The 22,130-nt window shown below is 73.3% G+C and carries 12 protein-coding genes and 2 pseudogenes; 10 read left to right on the forward strand and 4 right to left on the reverse strand.

Annotated elements, in window-relative coordinates:
* The first annotated feature begins 176 nt into the window (after positions 1-176).
* The 4 genes and pseudogenes from ACWC5O_RS30115 to ACWC5O_RS30130 all read left to right on the forward strand — a co-directional run bounded on the left by ACWC5O_RS30115 (position 177) and on the right by ACWC5O_RS30130 (position 6,165).
* Positions 177-3,092, forward strand: coding sequence for a helix-turn-helix transcriptional regulator (locus ACWC5O_RS30115; protein ID WP_450590806.1), 2,916 nt, complete (start codon positions 177-179; stop codon positions 3,090-3,092).
* Between the two features lie 76 nt (positions 3,093-3,168).
* The gene (locus ACWC5O_RS30120) at positions 3,169-3,948 is read left to right on the forward strand and encodes a calcium-binding protein (RefSeq protein WP_450590804.1); all 780 of its coding nucleotides are present in this window, start codon (positions 3,169-3,171) and stop codon (positions 3,946-3,948) included.
* A 103-nt stretch (positions 3,949-4,051) separates the two neighbouring features.
* Positions 4,052-4,529, forward strand: a pseudogene (locus ACWC5O_RS30125) (GNAT family N-acetyltransferase); the annotation flags it as partial.
* A gap of 148 nt (positions 4,530-4,677) precedes the next feature.
* Positions 4,678-6,165 carry an alpha/beta hydrolase gene (locus ACWC5O_RS30130; protein WP_450590803.1) on the forward strand — a complete coding sequence of 496 codons (1,488 nt, stop codon included), beginning with the start codon at positions 4,678-4,680 and terminating at the stop codon, positions 6,163-6,165.
* A 139-nt stretch (positions 6,166-6,304) separates the two neighbouring features.
* On the opposite strand, the gene ACWC5O_RS30135 is transcribed toward ACWC5O_RS30130, so the two are convergent.
* Positions 6,305-7,177: a helix-turn-helix domain-containing protein gene (locus ACWC5O_RS30135; protein WP_450590802.1), complete on the reverse strand. Its 873-nt coding sequence runs from the start codon at positions 7,175-7,177 to the stop codon at positions 6,305-6,307.
* 247 nt (positions 7,178-7,424) lie between these two features.
* Here ACWC5O_RS30135 and ACWC5O_RS30140 point away from each other — a divergent pair, with 247 nt between their 5' ends.
* The 6 genes and pseudogenes from ACWC5O_RS30140 to ACWC5O_RS30165 form a co-directional block, all read left to right on the forward strand.
* The gene (locus ACWC5O_RS30140) at positions 7,425-7,844 is read left to right on the forward strand and encodes a hypothetical protein (RefSeq protein ID WP_450590801.1); all 420 of its coding nucleotides are present in this window, start codon (positions 7,425-7,427) and stop codon (positions 7,842-7,844) included.
* Positions 7,845-7,950: 106 nt separating this feature from the next.
* Positions 7,951-8,856 (forward strand): hypothetical protein, encoded by a 906-nt coding sequence (locus tag ACWC5O_RS30145; protein WP_450590799.1) that lies wholly within the window; start codon positions 7,951-7,953, stop codon positions 8,854-8,856.
* Between the two features lie 19 nt (positions 8,857-8,875).
* A complete protein-coding gene (locus ACWC5O_RS30150) occupies positions 8,876-10,063 on the forward strand; it encodes a peptidoglycan-binding protein (protein ID WP_450590798.1) in 1,188 nt (395 codons plus the stop codon).
* Positions 10,060-10,749 carry an ABC transporter ATP-binding protein gene (locus tag ACWC5O_RS30155; RefSeq protein WP_450590796.1) on the forward strand — a complete coding sequence of 230 codons (690 nt, stop codon included), beginning with the start codon at positions 10,060-10,062 and terminating at the stop codon, positions 10,747-10,749. Before ACWC5O_RS30150 ends, ACWC5O_RS30155 begins: the two co-directional genes overlap by 4 nt.
* A gap of 50 nt (positions 10,750-10,799) precedes the next feature.
* Positions 10,800-12,038 (forward strand): ABC transporter permease, encoded by a 1,239-nt coding sequence (locus ACWC5O_RS30160; protein WP_450590794.1) that lies wholly within the window; start codon positions 10,800-10,802, stop codon positions 12,036-12,038.
* 94 nt (positions 12,039-12,132) lie between these two features.
* Positions 12,133-12,231, forward strand: a pseudogene (locus ACWC5O_RS30165) (SCO4402 family protein); the annotation flags it as partial.
* A 10-nt stretch (positions 12,232-12,241) separates the two neighbouring features.
* Here ACWC5O_RS30165 and ACWC5O_RS30170 read toward each other — a convergent pair.
* From ACWC5O_RS30170 to ACWC5O_RS30180, 3 genes are all read right to left on the reverse strand, one after another.
* The gene (locus ACWC5O_RS30170; RefSeq protein WP_450590793.1) at positions 12,242-13,492 is read right to left on the reverse strand and encodes an MFS transporter; all 1,251 of its coding nucleotides are present in this window, start codon (positions 13,490-13,492) and stop codon (positions 12,242-12,244) included.
* Between the two features lie 72 nt (positions 13,493-13,564).
* On the reverse strand, positions 13,565-14,794 hold the full coding sequence (locus ACWC5O_RS30175) for a cytochrome P450 (RefSeq protein ID WP_450590792.1): 1,230 nt from the start codon (positions 14,792-14,794) through the stop codon (positions 13,565-13,567).
* Positions 14,791-22,065 (reverse strand): amino acid adenylation domain-containing protein, encoded by a 7,275-nt coding sequence (locus ACWC5O_RS30180; protein WP_450590791.1) that lies wholly within the window; start codon positions 22,063-22,065, stop codon positions 14,791-14,793. Before ACWC5O_RS30180 ends, ACWC5O_RS30175 begins: the two co-directional genes overlap by 4 nt.
* Positions 22,066-22,130: the final 65 nt, after the last annotated feature.

A 22,130-nucleotide genomic window follows, 5' to 3' on the forward strand; every position in this document is an offset into this window, starting at 1 on the left:
GGCGACAGCGTGCCCGGCGGTCGACAGGACGCCCGCCACCGCCTCGTCGGCGACCGGCAGCACCCCGGCCGGTGCGGGCCCCTCCGGCGGGCCCGCACCACCGCTTCGGCACGGGAACCGGAACGTGTACGGTCGACCTGCCACACGTCCCGAAATTCCGATTATCATCTGCGTTCATGCGTTCCCATGCGCCTTCCTTGGTCGGGCGGGATCCCCAACTGGGCTTGCTTGAGCGTGCCTTGTCCGACGCCCGGCAGGGGCGCGGTGGTGTCGTCTTCCTGGTCGGCGAGGCCGGGGTCGGCAAGTCGCGACTGGCGGCGGAGGCCGTGGGCGGTGCGCTCGGGTCCGGAATGCGGGTGTTGCGCGGCCGCAGCAGCACGACGGGTCCGGCCGTGCCGTTCCGGCCGCTCACCGAGGCGCTGATGTCGCTGTTCCGCAGCGGCGAACCCCTCGACGACCTGGTCCTCGGGCCCTACCGGCCGGTCCTCGGGCGGCTGATTCCCGACTGGGACACCGGGGAGCGGGAGAGCAGCTCGATGGTGATCCTGGGCGAGGCGGTCCTGCGCCTGCTCATCGCCGCCGCCCGCGGCCAGGGCCAGCTCCTGCTGCTGGAGGACCTGCACGACGCCGACCCCGAGACGCTCGGCGTCCTCGAGTACCTGGTGGACAACCTCGAGTACACGCCGGTCCTGCTGCTGGCCACCGTGCGGACGGACTTCAGCGACGCCCTGGACCTGGCACAGTCGGCCCGCCGGCGCGGTGCCGCCACCCTGGTCGAACTGCCGTCACTGACCCGCCCCCAGGTCCATGACATGATCGCGGCCCAGCTCGGCGTGTCCGCCCCCGACGAGGTGCCCGCACCGGTCCTGCGGCGGCTGTGGGAGGACAGCGCGGGCAGCCCGTACCTGGTCGAGGAGCTGCTCCAGTCCATGATCGGGGCCGGCACGCTGGTGCAGGGCCCGGACGGCTGGCGGGCGGTCGGGGATCTGCGCAGTGACGTTTCCTCCACGCTGGCCCGCGGCATCCTCCGCCGTATCGACCGGCTCGGCGCACAGGGGCTCACCCTGCTGTCGGCAGCCGCCGTCCTCGGCCGGCGCTTCCCGCTGACCGTGTTGCAGCGCATGACCGGCATCGACGACCGTGCCCTGCTCAGCCACCTGCATGCGGGCGTTGCCGCCCGGCTGGTGCTGCCCGACGAGCCCGCCCCGGACTGGTACTCCTTCCGCCACTCCCTCACCGTGGAGGCCCTGTTCACCCAGATGACGCCCGGCCAGCGGGCCGAGCTGGCCCGGCGGGGCGCCGAGGCGGTCGAGGAGCTGCACCCCGGCCTCGCCGGTGACTGGTGTGCGCTGGCCGCCGGGCTGCGCAGCGAGGCCGGTGACACCGCCGAGGCCGGGCGGCTGTTCGCCGAGGCCGGCGGGCGGGCGCTGGCGGCGGGCGCGCTGGGCTCGGCGGTGACCCTGCTCAGCCGGGCCGAGGACCTGCTGGCGTCCGGCAGCGATCCGCAGGCCCGGGCCGAGGTGCTCGAACACCTGCTGCCCGCGCTCGCCGAGGCCGGTGACTTCGCCCGCGCCTTCGACCTGGCCGAGGACCTCCATGTGCTCGACGGCTCCGGCCTGAGCCCGGCCCGGCTGGCGACCCTGCATACCCGGCTGGCCAAGGTCGCCCACACGGCGGGCCGCTGGAGCGACGGCAACCGGCAGACAGCCAGGGCCCGGGAGGTACTGGCGGCGGCTCCGGACGACGCGACCGCGGCGGCCGTCGACGTCACAGCCGCCTACCTCGCCCTGGACACGCCCGGCCCCGACCGCACCCTGCACGCCGAGAAGCTGGCCCGCTCGGCCGCCGACACCGCCGAGCGGTACGGGCTGCCCGTCGTCGCCTGCCAGGCACGGGAGTTGCTCGCCACCGTGGCCCGCGAACGGGACCCGGAGGAGTCCCAGGCGATGCTGGAACAGGCCCTCGCCACCGCCGAGCGGCACCGGCTGCCGTTGCAACGCATGTACGCGGCCACCCGCATGGGCGGCAACGCCTGGCTCGCCGAGGGCGACACCTCAGGCCTGCTGGCGGCCCGTGCGGAGGCCCTCCGGCTCGGCTCGGTCAACATCGTGCACACGGTGGACGGCATCCTCGTCCTCGACGGTGTGCTGCGCGGCCGGTACGACACCGCCCGCGCGGCCGCAGCCGAGTGCCTGGCCGTCGTACGCCGGCTGCGGCTCGCCCCCGCGGTGCGCTACGTCCTGATGGCACAGGCCACGCTGGAGGCACACCTCGGCGACCGTACGGCGATGGAGGCGGCGCTGGCCGCGTTCGCCGAGTGGGACGGCTCCGGTTCGCAGGAGGAGCCGCTGTGCTTCGGCCTGGCCCGCGCCTTCTGCGCGCTGATGGAGGAAAACCGCGAGCTGGGCCGGGCGCAGCTGCGGGAGGTGCTGGCGCTGGAGGCCGGCAACCCCTCCACCTACCACCTCAGCGGCACCCACGGCCTCGTCCTGCTGCTGGACCTGCTCGCCGGGGAGGCGGACCGGGCACGGCACGAGGAGGTCACCGCCACCGCGGTGGCCCGGATGCGCTGGAACCGTCAGTTCGTGATGCTCGCCGACGCCGTGCTGCTGGGCCGCGAGGGCGAGGGCGCACGCGCCGCCGCCACGGTCGAGGCGGCGCTGGCGGTGGCGGAGCCGTATCCGATGACCCAGCACCTCGGGCTGCGGCTGATCGCGGACGCGGCGCACCAGGACGGCTGGGGCGATCCGGTGGGGTGGCTGCGGCGGGCGGAGCACTACTTCCACGAACGGGACGTCGCGGCCGTCGCGGGCGCCTGCCGGGCCGGGCTGCGCCGGCTCGGCGCTCCCGTGCACCAGCACCGCTCGGGCACCAGCGGCATCCCCGAGCACCTGCGCGCGCAGGGCGTCACCGTCCGGGAGTTCGAGGTCTTCCGGCTGCTCGCGGAGCGGCTCGGCAACAAGGACATCGCGGACCGCCTGTTCATCTCGCCGCGTACGGCCGAGAAGCACATCGCGAGCCTCATGACGAAGACGGGGGCGGTCAACCGGGCGGACCTGTGCGCCCGGTCGGCCGCGCTGCGAACCGCCTGACGCCGTCCGGCGTCCCTACTTGTCGTCCGGCCTCTGTCCCGATCCCGGGCGGACCACTCATCCCATGCGAGGACACATGCTCATACGTTCCGCCGTCACCGCCCTGTCGGGCGCGCTGGTCCTGTCCGCCCTCGCCGTGACGACGGCCGACGCCGACTCCGGCCAGGGGGACACCCACATCGTCCAGGTCGTCGTCAACGGCGGAAAGCCGGTCGTGGTCGGCGCCACCGGCTACAAGACGTTCACGCTGAGCATCACCGCCGCCGACAACTCGGGGATCAAGGACGCCTTCGGACTCGTCTACCACGGCTCGTTCGACAACCCCGACGGCAACGCGGGGCCCGGGTCCGACACCCCGATGACCTGCTCCCCCGATCCCGGCAGCGAGACCACCTCCACCTGCACCACCGACATCACCATCGGCCCGCGTACGGCCCACACGAACTCCACCGCCGGCATCTGGCACGTGTGGACCTCCGTCGACGCCTACGACTTCGACTACATCAACCTGGACAGCGCGGGCACCTTCTCGATGAAACGTTCCGCCAAGCTGACCGCCGACGCCTCCCCCGAGCCGGTGGCCGCGGGCAGGACCCTCACCGTCAATGGGGCGCTGACCCGCGCCAACTGGGACCGCGGAACCTACGACGGCTACGCGGGCCAGAAGGTGAAGCTGCAGTTCCGCAAGGCCGGAACGACCACGTACACCACCGTGAAGACGGTGACCAGCGCAACCGGCGGCGCCCTGAAGACCACGGCGACGGCCACCGCGGACGGCTACTGGCGCTGGAGCTTCGCGGGAACCGGCACGACCGGGTCGGCCAATGCCCCTGGTGACTACGTGGACGTCACTTGAGGCTTGCCCGGCAGCCGAGCGGCATCGTCGTGGCATCCTTGACTCACCGTCACCTACGGGAGCGCCATGATGAATCCTGGTAAGTGGGTCGTGATCGGGTCGCATGACCAGTACCTGGATCACGCGCGCCGAGACCCGCGGCGACATCCCCGCCATCCGTGAGATCCACCTCGCCGCCTTCGGTGCCGAGGCAGAGGCCGACCTCGTCGACGCCCTGCGCGCCGACGCGGACGCGCGGATCGTCGGCATTTCCCTCGTCTCCACGGACCATGCCGGCCACCTCGTCGGCCACGCACCGCTGACCCTCTGCCACATCGGCGGCGTCCGACCGAGCAGCAGAGGAGCGGCGCCGGCTCCGCGGCCGTCCGCGCCGCCCTCGATGCGGCCAAGGACATGGGCGAGCGCTGCGTCGTCGTCCTGGGGCACCCGACCTCCTACCCCTGGTTCGGCTTCACCCGCGCCTGCGCCCACGGCATCGGCCTGACCATCGACGTCCCGGACGAGGCCCTGATGGCCCACACCCTTGACGCCGGCCACCGCTGCCCAGCGGAACCGTCCGCTACGCCGCACCGTTCGGCATCGGCCCCATCCCTGCGCCACCCCGCTCTCGACTGCACCGTGACGTCGCCGCCGCCAACCTCGTCCGAATTCTGCCTCGACACAACGCTTCGGCCCTCCGCCCCGTCTTGCTTTCCGGCGACAGCAGAACCGACCAGAAAGCAGGAACACTTGACCAGCGCGACCTCTCCCCTCCTACGGCGTAGTGCGGCCGCGGCTGCCGCCTTCGGGCTCATCGCCCTCGCCGGGCCGCAGGCCGCCGACGCCGCTCCGGCCGCCACCGTCACCGGGCCCGCGGCCCTCCACTGGTCCACCTGCCCCGCAGGCTCCGACGCACCTCGCGGTACCTACTGCTCCACCCTCGAGGTGCCCCTCGACCACGCCGAGCCGAGCGGCCGGCAGATCAAGCTCACCCTGTCGATCGCCGGCGATCTGAAGGCGCCGCGCACCCTCGTGGTCAACCCGGGCGGGCCGGGTGAACCGGGTATCGGCACGGCGAAGCTGGTGTGGAGTTCACTGCCCCAGGATGTCGGCGCGCAGTACAACGTGGTCAGCTTCGACCCGCGCGGCGTCGGTGTCAGTACCCCGGTCTCCTGCGGCGACACCAGGAAGCTGATCAAGCATCCCGCCCTGCCGTACTCGCCCGCGACAAAGACGCAGGAGCAGGCGCGACGCACCGTGGCCCGCAAGATCGCCGAACAGTGCCAGGCGAACTCCAAGGACCTGCTGCCGTACATCACCACCGAGAACGCGGCCCGCGACATGGACCGGATCCGTACCGCGTTCCACCGCGACAAGCTGGACTACCTCGGGTACTCGTACGGTACGAAGCTCGGCGCCACCTACGCGACGCTGTTCCCGTCGCACACCGGTCGCATGATCCTGGACAGCGTCGTCGACCCGACCGTCACCACCTACGCCTCCCAATACGAGCAGAATCCAGCGCTCCAGCACCGGGCCGAACAGTTCTTCGCATGGGCGGCCAGGAAGGACGGTACCTACCACCTGGGCGCCAGTGCGGCGAAGGTGTCGGCCGCGTGGAACGCCGTCCGCAAGCAGGTGGACACCCACCCCGCCGGGGGCAGGGCCGGCAGCGCCGAACTCGACGATCTGCTGGCCTCCTCCATGTACACCGATCTGGTCTGGGGCGACGTGGCCCGCGCCGTCTCGGACTACCGGCGCGGGGATGCGAGCACCCTGCTCGGTGCGACCGACCAGCTCGCCCTCGGCGGCGTGGACCCGGCCCAGCTCGCCTACAACTGCGTGGACGACGCGTGGCCCCGCGACTGGGCGACCTGGCACCGGGACACGACGGCGGCGGCCCCCAAGGCTCCGTTGTTCGCCTGGCTGAACACCTGGTACAGCGCGCCGTGCGCGTTCTGGAAGGCGCCGACAGCCCGGCCCGTGAAGATCGGCTCGGTGAAGGTGCCACCGGTCCTGCTGCTCCAGGCGAAGGACGACCCGGCGACCCCGGTCGAGGGCGCGCGGCGCATGCACCAGGTGCTGGCCGGTTCCCGCCTCGTCGTCGCAGGAGGTGGCAACCACGGCCAGTACCTGTTCGACGGCAACACCTGCATGGACCGACACGGCAGCCGCTATCTGCTGACCGGGCGGCTCCCGGCCGACGACGCCACGTGCCCGGCAACCCCGGCGCCGTGAACGACTCCGCGAGAATCAGCGGGAGGTCGTCCCTCTGCGCAGCACTTCGTGAGGAGAACCGGTGACGATCCCGGCTGACGACCGCCGCCGCGGCTGCTGCGGATGAGGCCGCGGAGGATGGGTGACAGGGCTCCCCGTCTCACCACCCAGGACACGGCCAGGTCCGGCGCGTCAGGATGGCGCTCGTCACCTGACCCGGCACGAAGTCCTGGGCGTCGCACGGGGACGCGGCCGTACGGTCGGCGCGGAAGGCGCTCGGCGTGCGGCCCGTCATCGCCTTGAACGTGCGGTCGAAGTGCGGCTGGTCGTGGTAGCCGGCCTGCGCGGCGGCGTCGGCCCAGCTCGCGCCGGCCTCCTTCAGCCGCAGGGCCGCCTGCAGCCGCATCACCTGCGCCGCGCCCTTCGGGGTCAGCCCGGTCTGGGAGCGGAAGCGCCGTTCGAGGTGGCGGCGGCTCCAGCCGGTCCGGTCGGCGAGTTCCTCCACCCGTACCCGCCCGGCCGTGCCCTGGAGGGTGTGCCAGGCCCAGGCCACCTCGGGGCTGGCGGCGGGGCCCGATTCCAGTGCCGCCCGCAGCACCCGGTCCAGCAGCGCGAACCTGCCGCGCCAGTCCGGGACTTCCGCCAGCCGGGCCGGGAGGTCGGACCAGGGTGAGCGGCAGAGGTCGTCCGGGCGCACACACAGCTGAGCCCACTCGGACATCGGCACCCCGAACAACCGGTAGGCGGCGAGGGGGGTGAGCAGCACGGTCACCCCGTGGATACCGCCGGTGTGCTCGCCGATCGCGGCGGTGGTTCGGACGCCGTTGGCGAGGGAGGCGGCGCAGTAGGAGCGTGTCGGGTCGGACGGGTCCAGCACGCGCAGTGTGTCGCCGAAGCCCAGCATCACCTTCACGACCCCGTCGGGTACCAGGAGTCTGCGCCGCGCTCCGATCGCGTCGAAGCGGAAGCCCCGATAGCCGAGGACCTGGTCGCGCAGGCCCTCCGCCGCCGGGCACGCGAGTAATTCGTGCATGAGCCGATCCCCCCTCGATCGACGCGGACACGGCAGCGAGCCTAGGGGGTGCACGGGACGAGCGGGTCAATCGGCGAGGAGTTGGCCGATATCCGGCGTCAGGGACGCACGGGTCGCATTCGTACAAGCCGCGGCCTCGCCGCCCCGGCAACGCTGTGCCCGGCACGGCCCAGCCGACGACGGCGGCCGTACCGGGCGCCCATGAAGGGCGCCCGACGAACCGGACCCGATGAGAGAGGACGCCGACATGCGTCTGCGAGGGATACGCAAGAAGGCCGGCCTGGTGGCCGCCATGGCGCTGGTGGGGGTCGCAGCGGCCGTCGCGCCGGCCTCGGCCACCGGCTGGAACGTCGACAGCTGGTCCGACCACTGCAACTACACCGGCGCGTACGGCTGTCTCTACTACAGCCCGAACGGCGCAGGGGGGATCTTCAAGGGCTACGGCTACTACTCCGACCTGTCCGGCTACAAGTTCAGCGACGGCCACGCCGTGCGCAACAACGCCGCCTCGATCGGGAGCTACACGACCAACTGCGGCGCCACGACGTGGGTGTCCGCCGGCTCCGTGGGCAACTACAACTGGGTGCACGCCGGTCGCGGGGGCAACCTGAACTCCGCCCTGCGCAACAACGAGAACTCCTTCGACGCCACCGCCAACTGCACCTGACACGGATCGCGCGAGAACCGTGAACGGCTCGGCCGGACGGCTGAGGCCGCCGGCCGGGCCCGTTCCTCCGGGCGGCCTCCGGCTCGACCTCGTTGGGAGACGGCTTGTGTTTTCCTCTTTCGCACGCGGGACTTCGGCGGCACTGCTGGTGCTGGCGTCCACGGCGGCATGTTCCTCGGGCGGCGGCGGGGCCGCGACGGCCGGTGCGCCGGTGGCCACGCCCACGCCGAAGAGCATGGCCGAGCTGCATCTGCCGCTGGAGACCTACCTTCTCGACCACGAGCACGCGGGAAAGCTGGAGGTGCTGCTGCTCGGGCTGCGCGACGCCTGTGTGCGGGAAAAGGGGTTCACTCCCCCGTCGATGACCGTCACCGGGCAGCAGGCGGCGGCCGGCTATGTGCGGCTCTGGCGGTACTACGACACCCGCCGGTACGCGATCAGCGACCGGGCCACGGCACGCCGGTACGGCTATCACCTCCCGCCGTTCACCCAGGGAACCGCCCCGCCCGTCTCCCTCGGTTCGCTGTCGAAGCCCCTGCGGGAGGCAATGACGACGTGTGGGGAGCAAGCGGCCAAGGAGCAGCGGGACAAGGGGCTTTCGCCCGGGCAGGAGCAGAGCGACCTCGCCGCGGATCTCAAGGCCAGGGACTTCAAGGCCTCGCAGTCGGATCCCCGCGTACTCGGGGTGTTCAGGAAGTGGTCCACGTGCATGGGGCGGAAGGGCTACCCCTACGCGACACCCCTGGACGCGGCCTCGGACAACCGGTGGAAGCAGTCCGGCCGGCGCACCCCGGCGGCCCTGCGGGCCGAGGTCACCCCGCAGGAGGCCGGGGCGGCGGCCGCCGAGGTCGACTGCGTGTACGAGACGAACGTGCTCGGTGTCTCCTTCGCGGTCGAGGCGGAGTACGAGAACAGGGACATCGAGAAGAACGCCGAAGCGCTTGACGGGCTGAAGACGGACAACAAGCGGGCGGCCCGGAACATCGATCGGCTGTGGGCTCGCGGTGAGTGAGCGAAGGAGCGGGAGCCGGATGAACCGACGGCAGCGAACCCTGTTGTGGGGCGCCACCCTGGCGGCCGTGCTGTCCATGGGTGGCCTGGGCGCCTCCGCCTGGGTACGGTCGCCGGCCGAGGCGGCAGCCGACACCAGCCCGCCGACGCCGACCGTCCTCACCGCACGCGTGGTCCACCAGCGACTCACGTCCGCCACCGTCTTCCGGGGCACGTTCACCGCGAACGGGACGGTGAGTCTCACCCCGAGGGCTCCGCTCGCGCCGGACGGCACCGCGGCGGCCGGGAACGGCGCCGACACCGCCGTGGTGACCGCGGTGAAGGCACGGACGGGGCAGCGCGTCCGCGCCGGCAAGGTGCTCGTGGAGGTGGGCTACCGTCCCGTCGTCGCCCTGCCCGGCCGGGTACCGGCCCTGCGAAATCTCGCGGAGGGCGACACCGGTCCGGACGTCACCGAACTGCAGGACGCACTGGACGAGTTGGGGTACCGACACGGCACCGACCGGCCGGGGACCTTCGGCAGCGGTACCGTCTCGGCGGTCGGGAGGTTCTACGCGGCGATCGGCTACCCCGTGCCCACCCGGCCCGCCGGCGGGCGGAAGAAGGCCGTCATGATGCCCGCCTCCGAGGTGCTGTACGTCCCTTCCTTCCCCGCCACCGTCACACGGCTCGACGGCGGAGTCGGCGAGAAGGCGGGAACCCCTCTCGTCACACTGGCCACCAACGGCCTGCGGCTGCGCGGTCGTCTGGATCCCGCGTTCGAAGGTGTCGTCAAGGCCGGTCAGCCGGTGAAGGTCTTCGACGAGACCCTGGCAACCACCTACAAGGGCCGCATCGACACGGTCGGCAGGCTGGTCACACCGGGCACGGACGGCGACGGGCAGTCGGCCAAGTCCGACACGGGTGCGCCGTACCTGCCCGTCGACACCAGCCCCGTGTCCGGCCCCTGGGACGTGCGCCTCCTCGGTGAGGACGTACGGATCACCGCGTACACGCAGGTCTCCCACGGCAGGGTGCTGGCGGTGCCCGAAGGTGCCGTCACCACGACGGCCAACGGCACCGCCTCCGTCACGGTGGTCGGGCCGGGCGGGCGTGAGCGCCGCGTCGAGGTGACTCCCGGTGCCTCCGCCGACGGGCTGGTCGCGGTCGACCCGGCCGCCGGACAGGCCCTCGCCACCGGCGACCGAGTGGTGGTGGGTGAGCGATGAGCGCCGCCGTCGCGCTGCGCGGCGTCGCCCGGGTCTTCCCCGGCCCTCCTCCCGTGGAGGCGCTGCGCGGGGTCGACCTGACCGTCCCGCGCGGCGAGTACCTGGCCGTCATGGGGCCCTCGGGCGCCGGAAAGTCCACGCTGATGAACGTCCTGGGTCTGCTGGACCGGCCCACCACGGGCGTGTACGAGCTGGACGGCGTCGACGTCGCCGCGCTCGGGGAAGCGGAGCGGTCGGCGGTGCGCGGCCGCCGGATCGGCTTCGTCTTCCAGCACTTCCACCTGTTGCCTCACCGATCCGCGCTGGAGAACGTCATGGTGGCCCAGCTCTACAACCGCTCTCCGCGTGCCGAACGCGCCGGACGCTGTCGGCGGGTGCTCGAACTCGTCGGTCTGGGGCACCGGTTGCACGCGCTGCCGGCCACCCTGTCGGGCGGTGAACGCCAGCGTGTCGCCATCGCCCGCGCCATCGTCAACGAGCCGGGCATCCTGCTGTGCGACGAGCCGACGGGCAACCTGGACTCCGACACGGCGAAGGCCGTACTCGGTGTCCTCGAGGAGATCCACGCCGCCGGGCAGACCATCGTCGTGATCACCCACGATCCTCAGATCGCGGCCGACGCGGGGCGGACCGTGGTGATCCGTGACGGGCTGCTGCACGACGACACACCCGCGGAGGACGCGTGACACTCCGTCGACGCCCGGTGATCCGTCCCCGAACGACCACTCGCCCGACCGTGGGTCACACCTCCCGTCTCGCCCTGCGCGACCTGGTGGCGGAGACGCTGGCCGGACTGACCCAGCGGCCCGGCAGGTCGCTGCTCACCATGCTCGGGACCGTGCTGGGGGTCGGCGCGTTCGTCGCCGTACTCGGGCTCACCTCGACCGCCTCCGGACAGATCGGCCACCGGTTCACGGTCCTGGACGCGACCACCGTGACGGTCTCCACGGCCTCGTCGGGCGGCGGTGACGCCACCGGCTCGGGCGAACCGCGGACGTTCCCGGGCGACGCCGACGCACGCATCGGCCGGCTGAACGGAGTCGTCTCCGCCGGAGTCTGGTGGCCGGTGACGACCACCGCCCAGCCGGTGATCGCCGACACCCCCGGCGTGCGCGCCGGGACCCGGCAGGACGCGGGCGGATCCGCCCAGGTGTACGCGGCCTCACCGGGACTGCTGCGCTCCGTCCGGCCGAGCGTCCGCGGTGCGCTCTTCGACGCCTTCCACGACCAGCGCGCGGAACACGTCTGCGTCCTCGGCGGCACGCTCGCCGCGCGGCTGGGCATCAGCCGGGTCGACACCCGGCCCGCCGTGTTCGTCGACGACGTGGCCTACACGGTCGTCGGCATCCTCGACGATGTGCGGCAGGCCCCCGAACTGCTCACCGCAGTGGCCGTCCCCCGGCGGACGGCCGAGCAGGTGTACGGGCAGCCGGCGGCCAACACCCCCACGAAGATGATCATCCGGACACGGCTGGGAGCGGCCCCGCTGATCGCCGAGCAGGCGCCGGTCGCGCTCCGGCCCGCGCACCCGCGGGACTTCGTGGCCACTCCCCCGCCCGACCCCCACGAACTGCGGGACCACGTCGAGGTGGACCTGACCGGTCTCTTCCTCGTCCTGGCCGGCATCTGCCTGGTCATCGGCATGGTGGGCATCGCCAACACCACGTTCGTCGCGGTGCTGGAGCGGACCGCGGAGATCGGGCTGCGCCGGGCCCTGGGCGCCCGGGCGCGGCACATCGCCGCCCAGTTCCTCACCGAGTCCACCGCCCTCGGCCTGATCGGCGGGCTGGTGGGAACGGCCCTCGCCGTGGCGGCTGTTCTGGCCGTCGCCCTCGCCAAGAGCTGGACAGCAGTCGTCGACCCTGCGACCGTGCTCCCCGCGCCTCTCATCGGGGCCGGTGTCGGTCTCCTCGCCGGTCTCTACCCCTCGGTCCGCGCGGCCCGTATCGAACCTCAGGAAGCGCTCCGCCGCTGATGCCGGGCGCACCGCGGGCAGGCCCTTCACGACGGCGCACCGGCGGCGGCAACGCCTCCTTCCGGGGCGGCCGCACCCGGCCGCCCCGGAATCCGACACCTGGCTGGACAACTGGTCGGCGGAGAAGTACGTCGGCACGATATTCCGGGACTCGCAGGAGGCGGCGCTCGTCGACGCGGCCGTCCTGCGGGTGCGGACAGGCCTCAGCGCATCTCGCGCACGGCCCGCGACCCGAGCACCGCCACACCGGTCGCGGCGAGCACGCAGGCCACCACCCCGAACAGGGCGAGCGTGTCGACCCGGGCCAGCGCGCCGCACACAATGAGGGAGAGCGGGGCGGCCGCGTAGCCGAGGACCATGTCGACCGAGACGACCCGGCTCAGCACGTCGTGCGGGATGTTGCGCTGGATCCAGCTCAGTCCGAACACGCCCTGGAAGCCGATGGCGAAGCCCATGGCGAGTACGGTCGCCACCACGGCCGGCGTGCTGTGCACCAGCCCGAGCACGGCCATCCCGGCCCCGAGCCAGCCCGCGAGACCGGCCACCAGCAGGCCCACCCGCGGCCGGCCGCCGAGGGCGCCACCGGCCAGGGTGCCGAGCATCGCGCCCCCGGCGAGAGAGCCGTTGAGCACGCCCAGCGTGGCCGAGCCGCCGCGCAGCACCTGGTCGGCGAGGGTGGCGAAGCCGACCGTGAAGGGCCCGGCGTAACAGAAGTTGACGGCGGTGTCGAGGACGACGACGGTCCGCAGCCGGGGGTCGCGCCAGGTGTAGGTCACGCCCTCGCGGATGCGGGCGCCCAGGGACTTGGGCGCGTCGGCGGCCTTGTCGGCCTCCGGACCGGCCGCTCGCGGCCGGGTGCGGATGCTCGCGACGCACCAGCCGCACAGCGCGAAGCAGACGGCGTCGACGAGGAAGGCGACCGGCGCGCGGGTCAGGGCGATGACCACACCGCCGACGGCCGGGCCGACGACGGCGGCCGTCCGCGATCCGGCACCCAGCAGCGCGTTGGCCGGAGTGAGGAGCTGTTCGTCGACCACGGACGGCAGGATGGACACGCGGGCGGGCTGGAAGAAGGCGTCGACGGCGCCGAAGGCGGCGGCCGCCGCGCACAGCATCCACACCGTCAGATGACCGGTCAGCCCGGCCAGTCCGACCACCGCCATCAGTGCGGCCCGGGTCCAGCTGGAGGCGACCATCAGCGTGCGGGTGGACCAGGAGTCGCTGAGGGTGCCGCCGACCAGGGTGAGCAGGGCGCGGGGCACGGCCTGGAAGGCGAGGACGTAGCCGAGGGTGAGGGTGGAGCCGGTCAGGCCGAGGGTGATCCAGGAGAACGCGACGACGCTGAAGCCGTCGCCGAGCAGGGACAACGACTGCCCCAGCCAGAGGAGTTGGAAGGGGCGGTGCCGGGCGGGTGCCCACAGCCGCGGACCGGCGCCGGCGAGGGTGGTGGCCATGGTGAAGCCTTTCGTGGTCAGCGGGGCGCGGCACCCGGTGGATACGGCGGGTGCCGCGGCGCGGGTCGGCGGTCAGTAGCGGACGGGCAGGGCGGTGAGGCTGCGGTTGAGCAGGGAGGGCTGCCAGGTGAGCCGGTCGGGGTCCGTCAGGATGAGGTCAGGGTGGTCGCGGACCAGCGTCCCCACGGCGGCCACGGCCACGAGCCGGGCCAGGGCGGCGCCGATGCAGAAGTGGGCGCCGAAGCCGAAGCCGAGGTGGGTGGCGCCGGTGCGGCGGACGTCGAACCGGTCGGGGTCCGCGAAGCGGGCCGGGTCGCGGTTGGCGGCTGCGGTCACCAGGAAGATCCGGTCTCCGGCGCGCAGGGCGTGGCCGTCGAGGTCGAGGTCGCGGGCGGCCGTGCGGATGGACATCTTGGACGGGCCGTCCAGCCGCAGCGCCTCCTCGACAGCCCCTTGGACCAGTCCCAAGTCCTCACGCACGGCAGTCAGTTGGGCAGGATTGGCGTGCAGGGCCAGGAGGGTGTTGGCGATGAGGTTGCTGGTGGTCTCCCCGCCGGCGAACGCCATCTGGGTGAGCATCCCGACGAACTCCTCCTCGGTGACCGAGTCCCCCACCCGGCCCTCGCGCAGCACCTGGCTGATGAGGTCGTCGGCCGGTTCGGCGCGGCGCCGGGCCACCAGGCCGCCGAGATAGTCCTCCAGACTCACCAACGCCTGCAGGGAGGCCCGGTACTCGCTCTCCTCCTGGGCGGTGCCGAGGACGAGGTCGGCGACGCGGGCGTTCCAGTACCAGAAGGAGGGGGCGTCGGTGCGCGGGATGCCGAGCCAGCGGGCGAAGACCAGGGCGGGCAGCGGCTTGGCGACATCGGCCATCAGGTCACCGGAGCGGCCGGGGGTGGCCCGGCGGGCGAGGACGGCCGCCGTGGCCCTCTCGGTGAAGGTGCGATAGCGGGCCACGGCCCGGGCGGCGAACGCCTCCTGGAACACCTGGCGCAGTCTGCGGTGCTGCGGCGGGTCGTTGAAGACCATCCAGCGGGACAGGATCCCGAAGGCCCGTTCGGCGTCCGCGCGGGCGCCCTGCGGGACCGCGTCCATCAGGGGCCGTACCCGGTCGGCCGAGACGGCCGGGTCGCGCAGGCAGCGCATGACCTGGTCGTAGCCCGTGACGATCCAGGCGTGGTGCACCGGGCTCCAGTGGACCGGCGCGTGCTCGCGCAGCGCGTTCAGATAGCCATAGGGCTCGGCGACCATGTCCGGGGAGAGGAGGTAGCGCTCGGTGAAGGCGGGGGCGACGGTGGTCATCGGGCGTCCTCCGCCTCGATGTCGACGAGCAGTTCGGCGATGCCGGCCACCCTGGGCTCGGCCATCATCGACATGTGGTCGCCCTCGCTGATGTGCAGGGTGAGGCCGCCTTCGGCCACCTCCCGCCAGCGGGCGACGTAGGTGTCGTAGTCGACGTCGAGGCCGGGCATCGTACGCCCGCGGGGCAGTGCGGCGGCCTCGCTGCCCACCACCAGGTGCACATGTCCGGGGTAGGGCCGGACCTCGTAGGCGGCGAGCGCGGCGAGCAGGGAGTGCCACACCTCGACCGGCGCGTCCTCGACCAGGGCGGCCTCGGCGGGGCTCATGCCTGCGCCGAGCAGGGTGGCGGTGAGTTCGGCCGTGGCCCGGTCGCGCCGCGGTGAGGGCGGCAGTTCGCGCAGCCGGTCCCGCAGGCGCAGTGCCTCGCGCAGGTCCTTGGTGACGCCCGTGAGGCGGGCGCGGGCCGCGGCGTTGGGCAGGTACGGCTCGATGAGGACCAGCGGCGCGGCCCGGTGCCCGGCGCGGTGCAGCTGGGTGGCCATCTCCAGGGCGATGTTGGCGCCCATGGACCAGCCCAGCAGGGCGTGCCGGCCCTCGCCGCCCCGGTCGGTCATCTCGGCCACGTAGTTGGCGGCGATGCCCGTCACGGTGCTCGGGTCCACGCCGCCGAGCAGGCCGCGCGCCTGGAAGGCGTGCACGGGGCGGCCGGGCGGCAGGGCGCGGGCGAGCGGCACGAACCAGGCGGCGCTGCCGCCGGTGGGGTGTACGCACCACAGGGGTTCTCCCGCGCCCTCGCGCAGCCGGACCTCGGAGGTGACGGCGGCGGGCACCCCGGCCGTGGCGGTGCGGGTGGCGTGGGCGGCGAGCTGGGCGATCGTCGGGTGCTCGATCAGGTCGCCGACCGACACGGTCAGGCCGCGTCCGGCGGCCGTCAGGGAGACCCGGACCGTGGACAGTGAGCTTCCTCCGATCCGGAAGAAGTCGTCGTGGACGCCGATGCGGGACAGTCCGAGGACCTCGCGCCACACCTCGGCGAGGATCTTCTCGGCGGGCGTGGCGGGGGCGACGTACTCGGTGTCGCTCCCGGCCTGCTCCGCCGTGGGCAGCGGCAGTGCCCGTTTGTCGATCTTGCCGCTGCGGTTGACGGGCATCTCCTCCAGGAACACGAACCGGGCGGGCAGCATGTAGGCGGGCAGCGAGGCGCGCAGGGCTCGGCGCAGTTCCTCGGGAGCGGGCTGTTCCGGGCCGCGTACGACGAGATAGGCGACGAGGGCCGGTTCGCCGGGCAGATCGGTGCGGTGCAGCACCACGGCCTGGCGGACCTCGGGCAGCACGCGCAACGCGTGCTCGATCTCGCCGAGTTCGATGCGGAAGCCGCGCAGCTTGACCTGGGAGTCACGGCGGCCGAGCCATTCCACCGAGCCGTCGGGCCGATGGGTGCCGAGGTCGCCGGTGCGGCACAGGCGCTCACCAGGGGCGCCGTACGGGTCGGGGACGTAGGTGGCGGCAGTGAGGGCGGGGCGGCCGAGGTAGCCACGGCCGACCGCTTGGCCGCCGAGGTAGATCTCGCCGGGGACGCCGGCCGGGACCGGCTGGAGGTCCTCGTCCAGGACGTGGATGCGGGTGTTGCGGATGGGGCTGCCGATGGGCGGGCGGCCTTGGCCGGGCGTCAGTTCCGCGGCCACGGACCACACGGAGGTCTCGGTGAGCCCGTAGACGTTGTGGAAGCGACGGCCCCGGGCCCAGAGGTCGGCGAGTTCGGCCGGGCAGGCCTCCCCGGCGACCTGGAGCACGCGCAGCTCGGGGAAGTCGTCCTCGCCGAGAACCGCGAGCGCGCTCGGCGGCAGCATGGCGCCGGTGACGTGGTACTCGCGCAGGGTGCGGGCCAGGTCGGGGCCGGGGCGCAGCGCGTCCTTCGGGGCGGTGACCAGGCGGCCGCCGTTGGCGAGGGACCAGGTGAGTTCCAGGATCGAGGCGTCGAAGCCGAAGGACGCGAACTGCAGCACCCGGTCCTCGGGGGTCGGCCGCACCAGGTCGCGCTGGCCTTCGAGCATGTTGGACAGGCCGCGGTGCGGGATGGCGACGCCCTTGGGGGTGCCGGTGGAGCCGGATGTGTAGATGATGTAGGCGAGGGTGTCGGCGTCGGGTTCTCCGGTGGCGGGGGCGCCGGCCGGTGCGGTGCTCGTGTCGGCCGGTTCGGTGGGCGTGTCGGCGTCGAGGAGCAGCACCGGGCCGTCGAAGGGCACCGTGGCGTCGAGTGCCCGCTGTGTCAGCAGGACGCGCATGCCGCTGTCCTCGGCCATGAACGCCAGCCGGTCGGTGGGATGTTGTGGATCGAGCGGCAGGAAGGCGCCGCCCGAGCGCAGCACACCGACGGCGGCACGCACCAGGTCGGGTCCGCGCTCGACGCAGATGCCGACCACCGTCTCGGGGCCCACCCCGAGCGCGCGCAGCCGCATCGCCAGCGCCTCGGCCTGTGACTGCAGTGCGGCGTACGTCAGCAGGTGTCCGCCGTGCTCGACGGCGACCGCGTCCGGGGTGCGGGCGGCGTGGGCGGCGATGTGCTCGTGGAACAGCAGCGGCGAGGAGGGCGTTTCGAGTCCCCGGGCCCAGACGTCGAGGGCGACGGCGCGGGCGGCGCCGGTGAGCGCGGGCCGGGTCACCCGGGCGTGCGGGTCCTCGGTCATCGCCTCCAGCTGGGCGCAGAACACGTCGGCCAGCTGCTCGGCGGTGGCGGGTGCGACGAACTCCGGGTCGGCGTCCAGCGTGAAGGCGTTGACGCTCGCGTTCACCAGCAGCGGGAACATGGTCCGGGCGATCTCCAGGGAGTCGTCCCAGGACTCGTGCGAAAGCCGGTGGAAGTTCACGTAGTTGAAGACCGCGTCGGTCCAGCTCGGCTCCGTGGGCCGCAGTTGGGCGATGCGCACCAGCGGGACCCTGCGGTGCGGCAGCATCTCCTGCTCGGCGGTGAACACGTCCCGCAGGTAGGCGAGCCAGCTGCCGCGCGGGCGGGCCACGCCGAACGGCACGGTGTTCAGGAAGAGTCCGCGCATCCGGTCGGCGCCAGGAACCTCGGGCCGCCCGTTGGTGACCAGGCCGATGCTGTGGCCGAGCGCGCTGTCGTCGCGCTCCGCGAACAGGCTCATCGTGTGGTGGAAGGCGGTCATCAGGACCGTACGGCGGGGCACTCCGGCTTCCTTGGCCAGCCTGCCGATGCGCTCGGCGAGGTGGGCGTAGGAGCGCCGTACCTCGTGCACCGGCGGCTGCCCGGCGTCCGGGCCGACGGCCGGGCGCCGGCCCAGGCGGACCGGCCGCAGGTCGGCGAGCCGGCCCCGCCAGTACTCCAGCGACTCCGCGCTGTCGAGCGCGGCCCGCTCCAGGGCGACGTACTCGGCGAAGGCCGGGGCGCTCGGCGGCCGTGGTGCGGTGCGGTGGGCGACGGCCTCCCGGTGCAGGGACAGCAGGTCGGCGACGAGCGAGGTCAGGCTCCAGCCGTCCAGGACGACATGGCAGTCGGTGAGGACGAGCCGCAGGTCGTGGTCGGTGACGTGGTGGAGGTGGATACGGACCAGGGGCGCGGCGGCGAGGTCGAAGCGGCGCCCGAACTCCTCGTCCACGAACCGGCCGAGCCGCGCCCGCTGCTCCTCCCGGGACAGCCCGCGCAGATCGGTGTAGCCGACCGGGAGGTGGGCGCTGCGGTGCACGAGCTGGAGCGGTTCGCGGTACGAGACGAGGTCGACGGAGGTGCGCAGGATCGGGTGTCCGGCGACCACCGCGTCCACGGCGGCCTGGAAGGCGTCCAGGTCGAAGCCCTCGGGGACGCTGATCTTCAGGTCGGTGACGTTGTGGTACGCGCCGCGCCGCGGGTCGGCGAGCATCTCGTGCAGCATGCCGGCCTGGAGCATGGTGAGCGGGTAGGCGTCGGCGAGCCCGTCCGGCAGGCGGTCGGCGTCGACGGGGCCGAGCTGGGAGAACGGGGCGACGGGGGCCGGGGTGTCGAAGTCGTCGGTGACGAGCGGGGCGAGGTCGGCGAGGGTACGGGCGCGGAAGACGTCGGCGACGGTGAGGCCGAGTCCCGCCTGCCGGGCCAGGCCGACCAGCCGCAGGGCCAGGATGGAGTCACCGCCCAGGTCGAAGAAGTTGTCGGTACGGCTGACGTGTTCGGCGCCCAGTACCTGTGTCCACACGCCGGCCAAGGCCTCCTCGACCGGCCCCTCGGGCGGCACGTGCGTGCTGCCCTGTCCGGTGGTGGTGGGTACGACGGCGGTCAGCGCGGCGCGGTCGACCTTGCCGTTGGCCGTCAGCGGCAGCCGCTCGTGGCGGACGAACAGCGCCGGGACCATGTGGTCGGGCAGGGTCAGCCGCAGCCCCTCCCGCAGGGCGGGCGCGTCAAGCGGGCGGGCCTCGGGGGTGACCACATGGGCGACCAGACGGGCTCCGTCGCCGTCTCGCCGGGCGACCACCGCGACGTCGGCGACGCCGGGCAGGGTGCGCAGGGCGGTCTCGATCTCGCCGGGTTCGATACGGTAGCCGCGGATCTTCACCTGGTGGTCGGCCCGGCCGACGTAGGCGAGTTGGCCGTCCGGCAGGACCCGTACCAGGTCGCCGGTGCGGTACATGCGGGCGCCGGGCTCACCGAAGGGGTCGTCGAGGAAGCGTTCGGCGGTCAGCTCCGGCCGGTTGCGGTAGCCGCGGGCGACCCCGCCACCGGAGACGTACAGCTCGCCGACGCTGCCCGTCGGGACGAGCCGGCCCCAGGCGTCGAGGACGTAACCGTGCTGGCCGGACAGCGGACGCCCGATCGGCGAGCGGACCGCGGCCGTCATGTCCTCCTCGGTGACGGTGCGGATGGTGACGTGCACGGTGGTCTCGGTGATGCCGTACATGTTCACCAGGGCGGGACGGCGTCCCGGGGTGGTGAACCAGTCGCGGTAGTCGCGCACGTCGAAGGCGTCGCCGCCGAAGATCACCGTGCGCAGGGCGAGTTCGGAGAAGTCCGCGCCGGCGTCTTCGAGGTGGGCGCGCAGGCCCTTGAAGGCGGCGGGGGTCTGGTTGAGGACGGTGACGCCCTCGTCCCGCAGCACACGGTGCACGGCCGCCGGGTCGCGCACCTCGTCCGCACCGAGGACCACGACGCGCCCGCCGCTGGTGAGCGGGGCCCACAGCTCCCACACGGAGAAGTCGAACGCCGGGGAGTGCATGAGCGTCCACACGTCGGCGGGCCCGAAGTCGAAGTGCCGGCCGGCGGCGCCGAGCAGCCAGGCGAGGTTGCCGTGGGTGATCTCGACGCCCTTGGGGCGGCCCGTGGAGCCGGAGGTGTAGATGACGTAGGCGAGGTCCTGCGGGCCGGGGCGGACGTCCTTGCCGTCGGACCCGGTCCCGGTCTCGGTGCCCAGCTCGACGAGGCTCACCGGCAGCCCCTCCACGGCGGGGCGGGTGGCCGCGTCGGTGACGACCCAGTCGATGCCGGAGTCGGTGACGGTGAACTCGCGCCGGGCCCTGGGGTGGGAGGGGTCGAGCGGCAGGTAGGCGGCTCCGGCGCGCCAGACGGCGAGCAGGGCGACGGCCAGGTCGGGCGTGCGGTCGAGGCAGACGCCGACGAGGGAGCCGGGGGTGACGCCCGAGGCGCGGAGCCGGGCCGCCAACCCCGATGCGCGGGCGTCGAGTTCGGCGTAGGTGAGCAAGCGCCCGGAGCCGGTCGCGGCCACCGCGCGAGGGGTCCGGGCGATGTGCTCGGCGAGGCGGTCCGGCGCGGTACGCGGGGCCGGGAGGAGGTCGCTGCCGGAGTTGGCGGGGCCGTCGGGTCCGAGCAGGTGGGCGCGTTCGGCGGGGCTGAGCGGGTCGACGGCGCCGAGCGGGGTGTCGGGCGCTGCGCGGAAAGCCTCCAGCAGAGCCACCGTGTGCCGGGCGAGGGCGGCGACGGAGGACTCCTCGAACAGGTCGGGCCGGTAGACGAACACCAGGTCGGTACGGCCGTGCCCGTCCCGCAGGTCCAGGGTGAGGTCGAACTTGGCGGTGGTGAGGGAGATCCGGTACGGCGTGCCGCTCGCGCCGCCCAGGGCGAACCCGGCCTGTGTGGCGTCGGTGTGCGTGTAGAGGACCTGGACGAGCGGGTTGCGGGCGAGGTCGCGTTCCGGGCTGAGCGCGTCGACGACCTGCTCGAACGGCAGTGACTGGTGGGAGAACGCCTCCAGGACGCGGTCGCGGGTCCGCTCCAGCAGGGCGGCCGGGGTCGGGTCGTCGGAGAGGTCGCCGCGCAGCACGAGGGTGTTGGCGAAGAAGCCGACCAGCTTTTCCGTCTCGGCCTGCTCCCGGTTGGCGACCACCGTGCCGACGGCGATGTCGCTCTGCCCGCTGTGGAAGGCCAGCGCGGCCTGGAAGGCGGCGAGCACCGTCATGTACGGGGTCGTACCGACACGCCCGCCCAGCGCGGCCAGTCCGTCGGCGAGCGCGGGCGGCAGGGTGACGGTGTGGGCGGCCCCGCGTCCGCTCGGCGTGTCGGGGCGGGGGTGGTCCGTGGGCAGGTCCAGCGGGGTCAGGCCGGCGAGCCGGGAACGCCAGTGGCCGAGGGCGGCGGACTGGTCGCTCGCGCGCTGCCACAACGCGTAGTCGGCGTAGTCGAGGGGCAGTTCGGGCAGACGCGCGGCACGGTCCTCGGTCCTGGCCCGGTACAGCTCGGTCAGGTCGCGCACGATCAGGTCGAGGGACCAGCCGTCGGAGACGATGTGGTGCATGCCGAGGACCAGCACGTGGTCGTCGTCGGCGGCCCGTACGAGGGTGGCGCGGAAGGCGGGTTCGCGGGCGAGGTCGAAGGGGCGTACGGCGGCCGCGTGCACCGCGGCCGCGAGGCGCCGCTCGCGGTCGGCGCCGGCCGGGCCGGTCACGTCCGCCACGTCCAGCACCGTCCCGTCGGCGGGCAGCACACGCTGGTACGGGACGCCCTCGTACTCGGGGAAGACCACCCGGAGCTGCTCGTGCCGGGCGACCAGGCCGGCCACGGCGGCCCGCAGCGCCGGCACGTCCAGCGGGCCGGTGAACCGCCAGGCGGCGGGCAGCAGATAGGTCGGCGCGCCGGGATCGAGGCGGTCCAGGAAGTACAGGCGCTGCTGGGCGGCGGACAGCGGGATCCGGTCCGGGCGCGGCCGGACCCGCCGCGGCCCGTCGGCCCGGGCGGCGGCCCCGCGCAGCCGCTGCTCCAGCAGTCGGCGTGCCGCCGGTGACAGGCCGCTGTCGGGGGCGAGGGGGCCGGGACGCACGTCCGAAGTGGTCATGAGGGCACTCCGTTCTCACTCTTGGAAAGAAGCTGGCGAGGGGTGGGGCCGGGCCGCGGCGCTCA

This window comes from Streptomyces sp. NPDC001450, from assembly GCF_053597295.1.

Excerpts from the sequence above, each read along its gene's own strand:
- ACWC5O_RS30115 (WP_450590806.1), top strand. The coding sequence starts at position 177 with ATGCGTTCCCATGCGCCTTCCTTGGTCGGGCGGGATCCCCAACTGGGC.
- ACWC5O_RS30120 (WP_450590804.1), top strand. The coding sequence starts at position 3,169 with ATGCTCATACGTTCCGCCGTCACCGCCCTGTCGGGCGCGCTGGTCCTG.
- ACWC5O_RS30135 (WP_450590802.1), bottom strand. The coding sequence starts at position 7,177 with ATGCACGAATTACTCGCGTGCCCGGCGGCGGAGGGCCTGCGCGACCAG.
- ACWC5O_RS30140 (WP_450590801.1), top strand. The coding sequence starts at position 7,425 with ATGCGTCTGCGAGGGATACGCAAGAAGGCCGGCCTGGTGGCCGCCATG.
- ACWC5O_RS30150 (WP_450590798.1), top strand. The coding sequence starts at position 8,876 with ATGAACCGACGGCAGCGAACCCTGTTGTGGGGCGCCACCCTGGCGGCC.
- ACWC5O_RS30155 (WP_450590796.1), top strand. The coding sequence starts at position 10,060 with ATGAGCGCCGCCGTCGCGCTGCGCGGCGTCGCCCGGGTCTTCCCCGGC.
- ACWC5O_RS30170 (WP_450590793.1), bottom strand. The coding sequence starts at position 13,492 with ATGGCCACCACCCTCGCCGGCGCCGGTCCGCGGCTGTGGGCACCCGCC.
- ACWC5O_RS30175 (WP_450590792.1), bottom strand. The coding sequence starts at position 14,794 with ATGACCACCGTCGCCCCCGCCTTCACCGAGCGCTACCTCCTCTCCCCG.
- ACWC5O_RS30180 (WP_450590791.1), bottom strand. The coding sequence starts at position 22,065 with ATGACCACTTCGGACGTGCGTCCCGGCCCCCTCGCCCCCGACAGCGGC.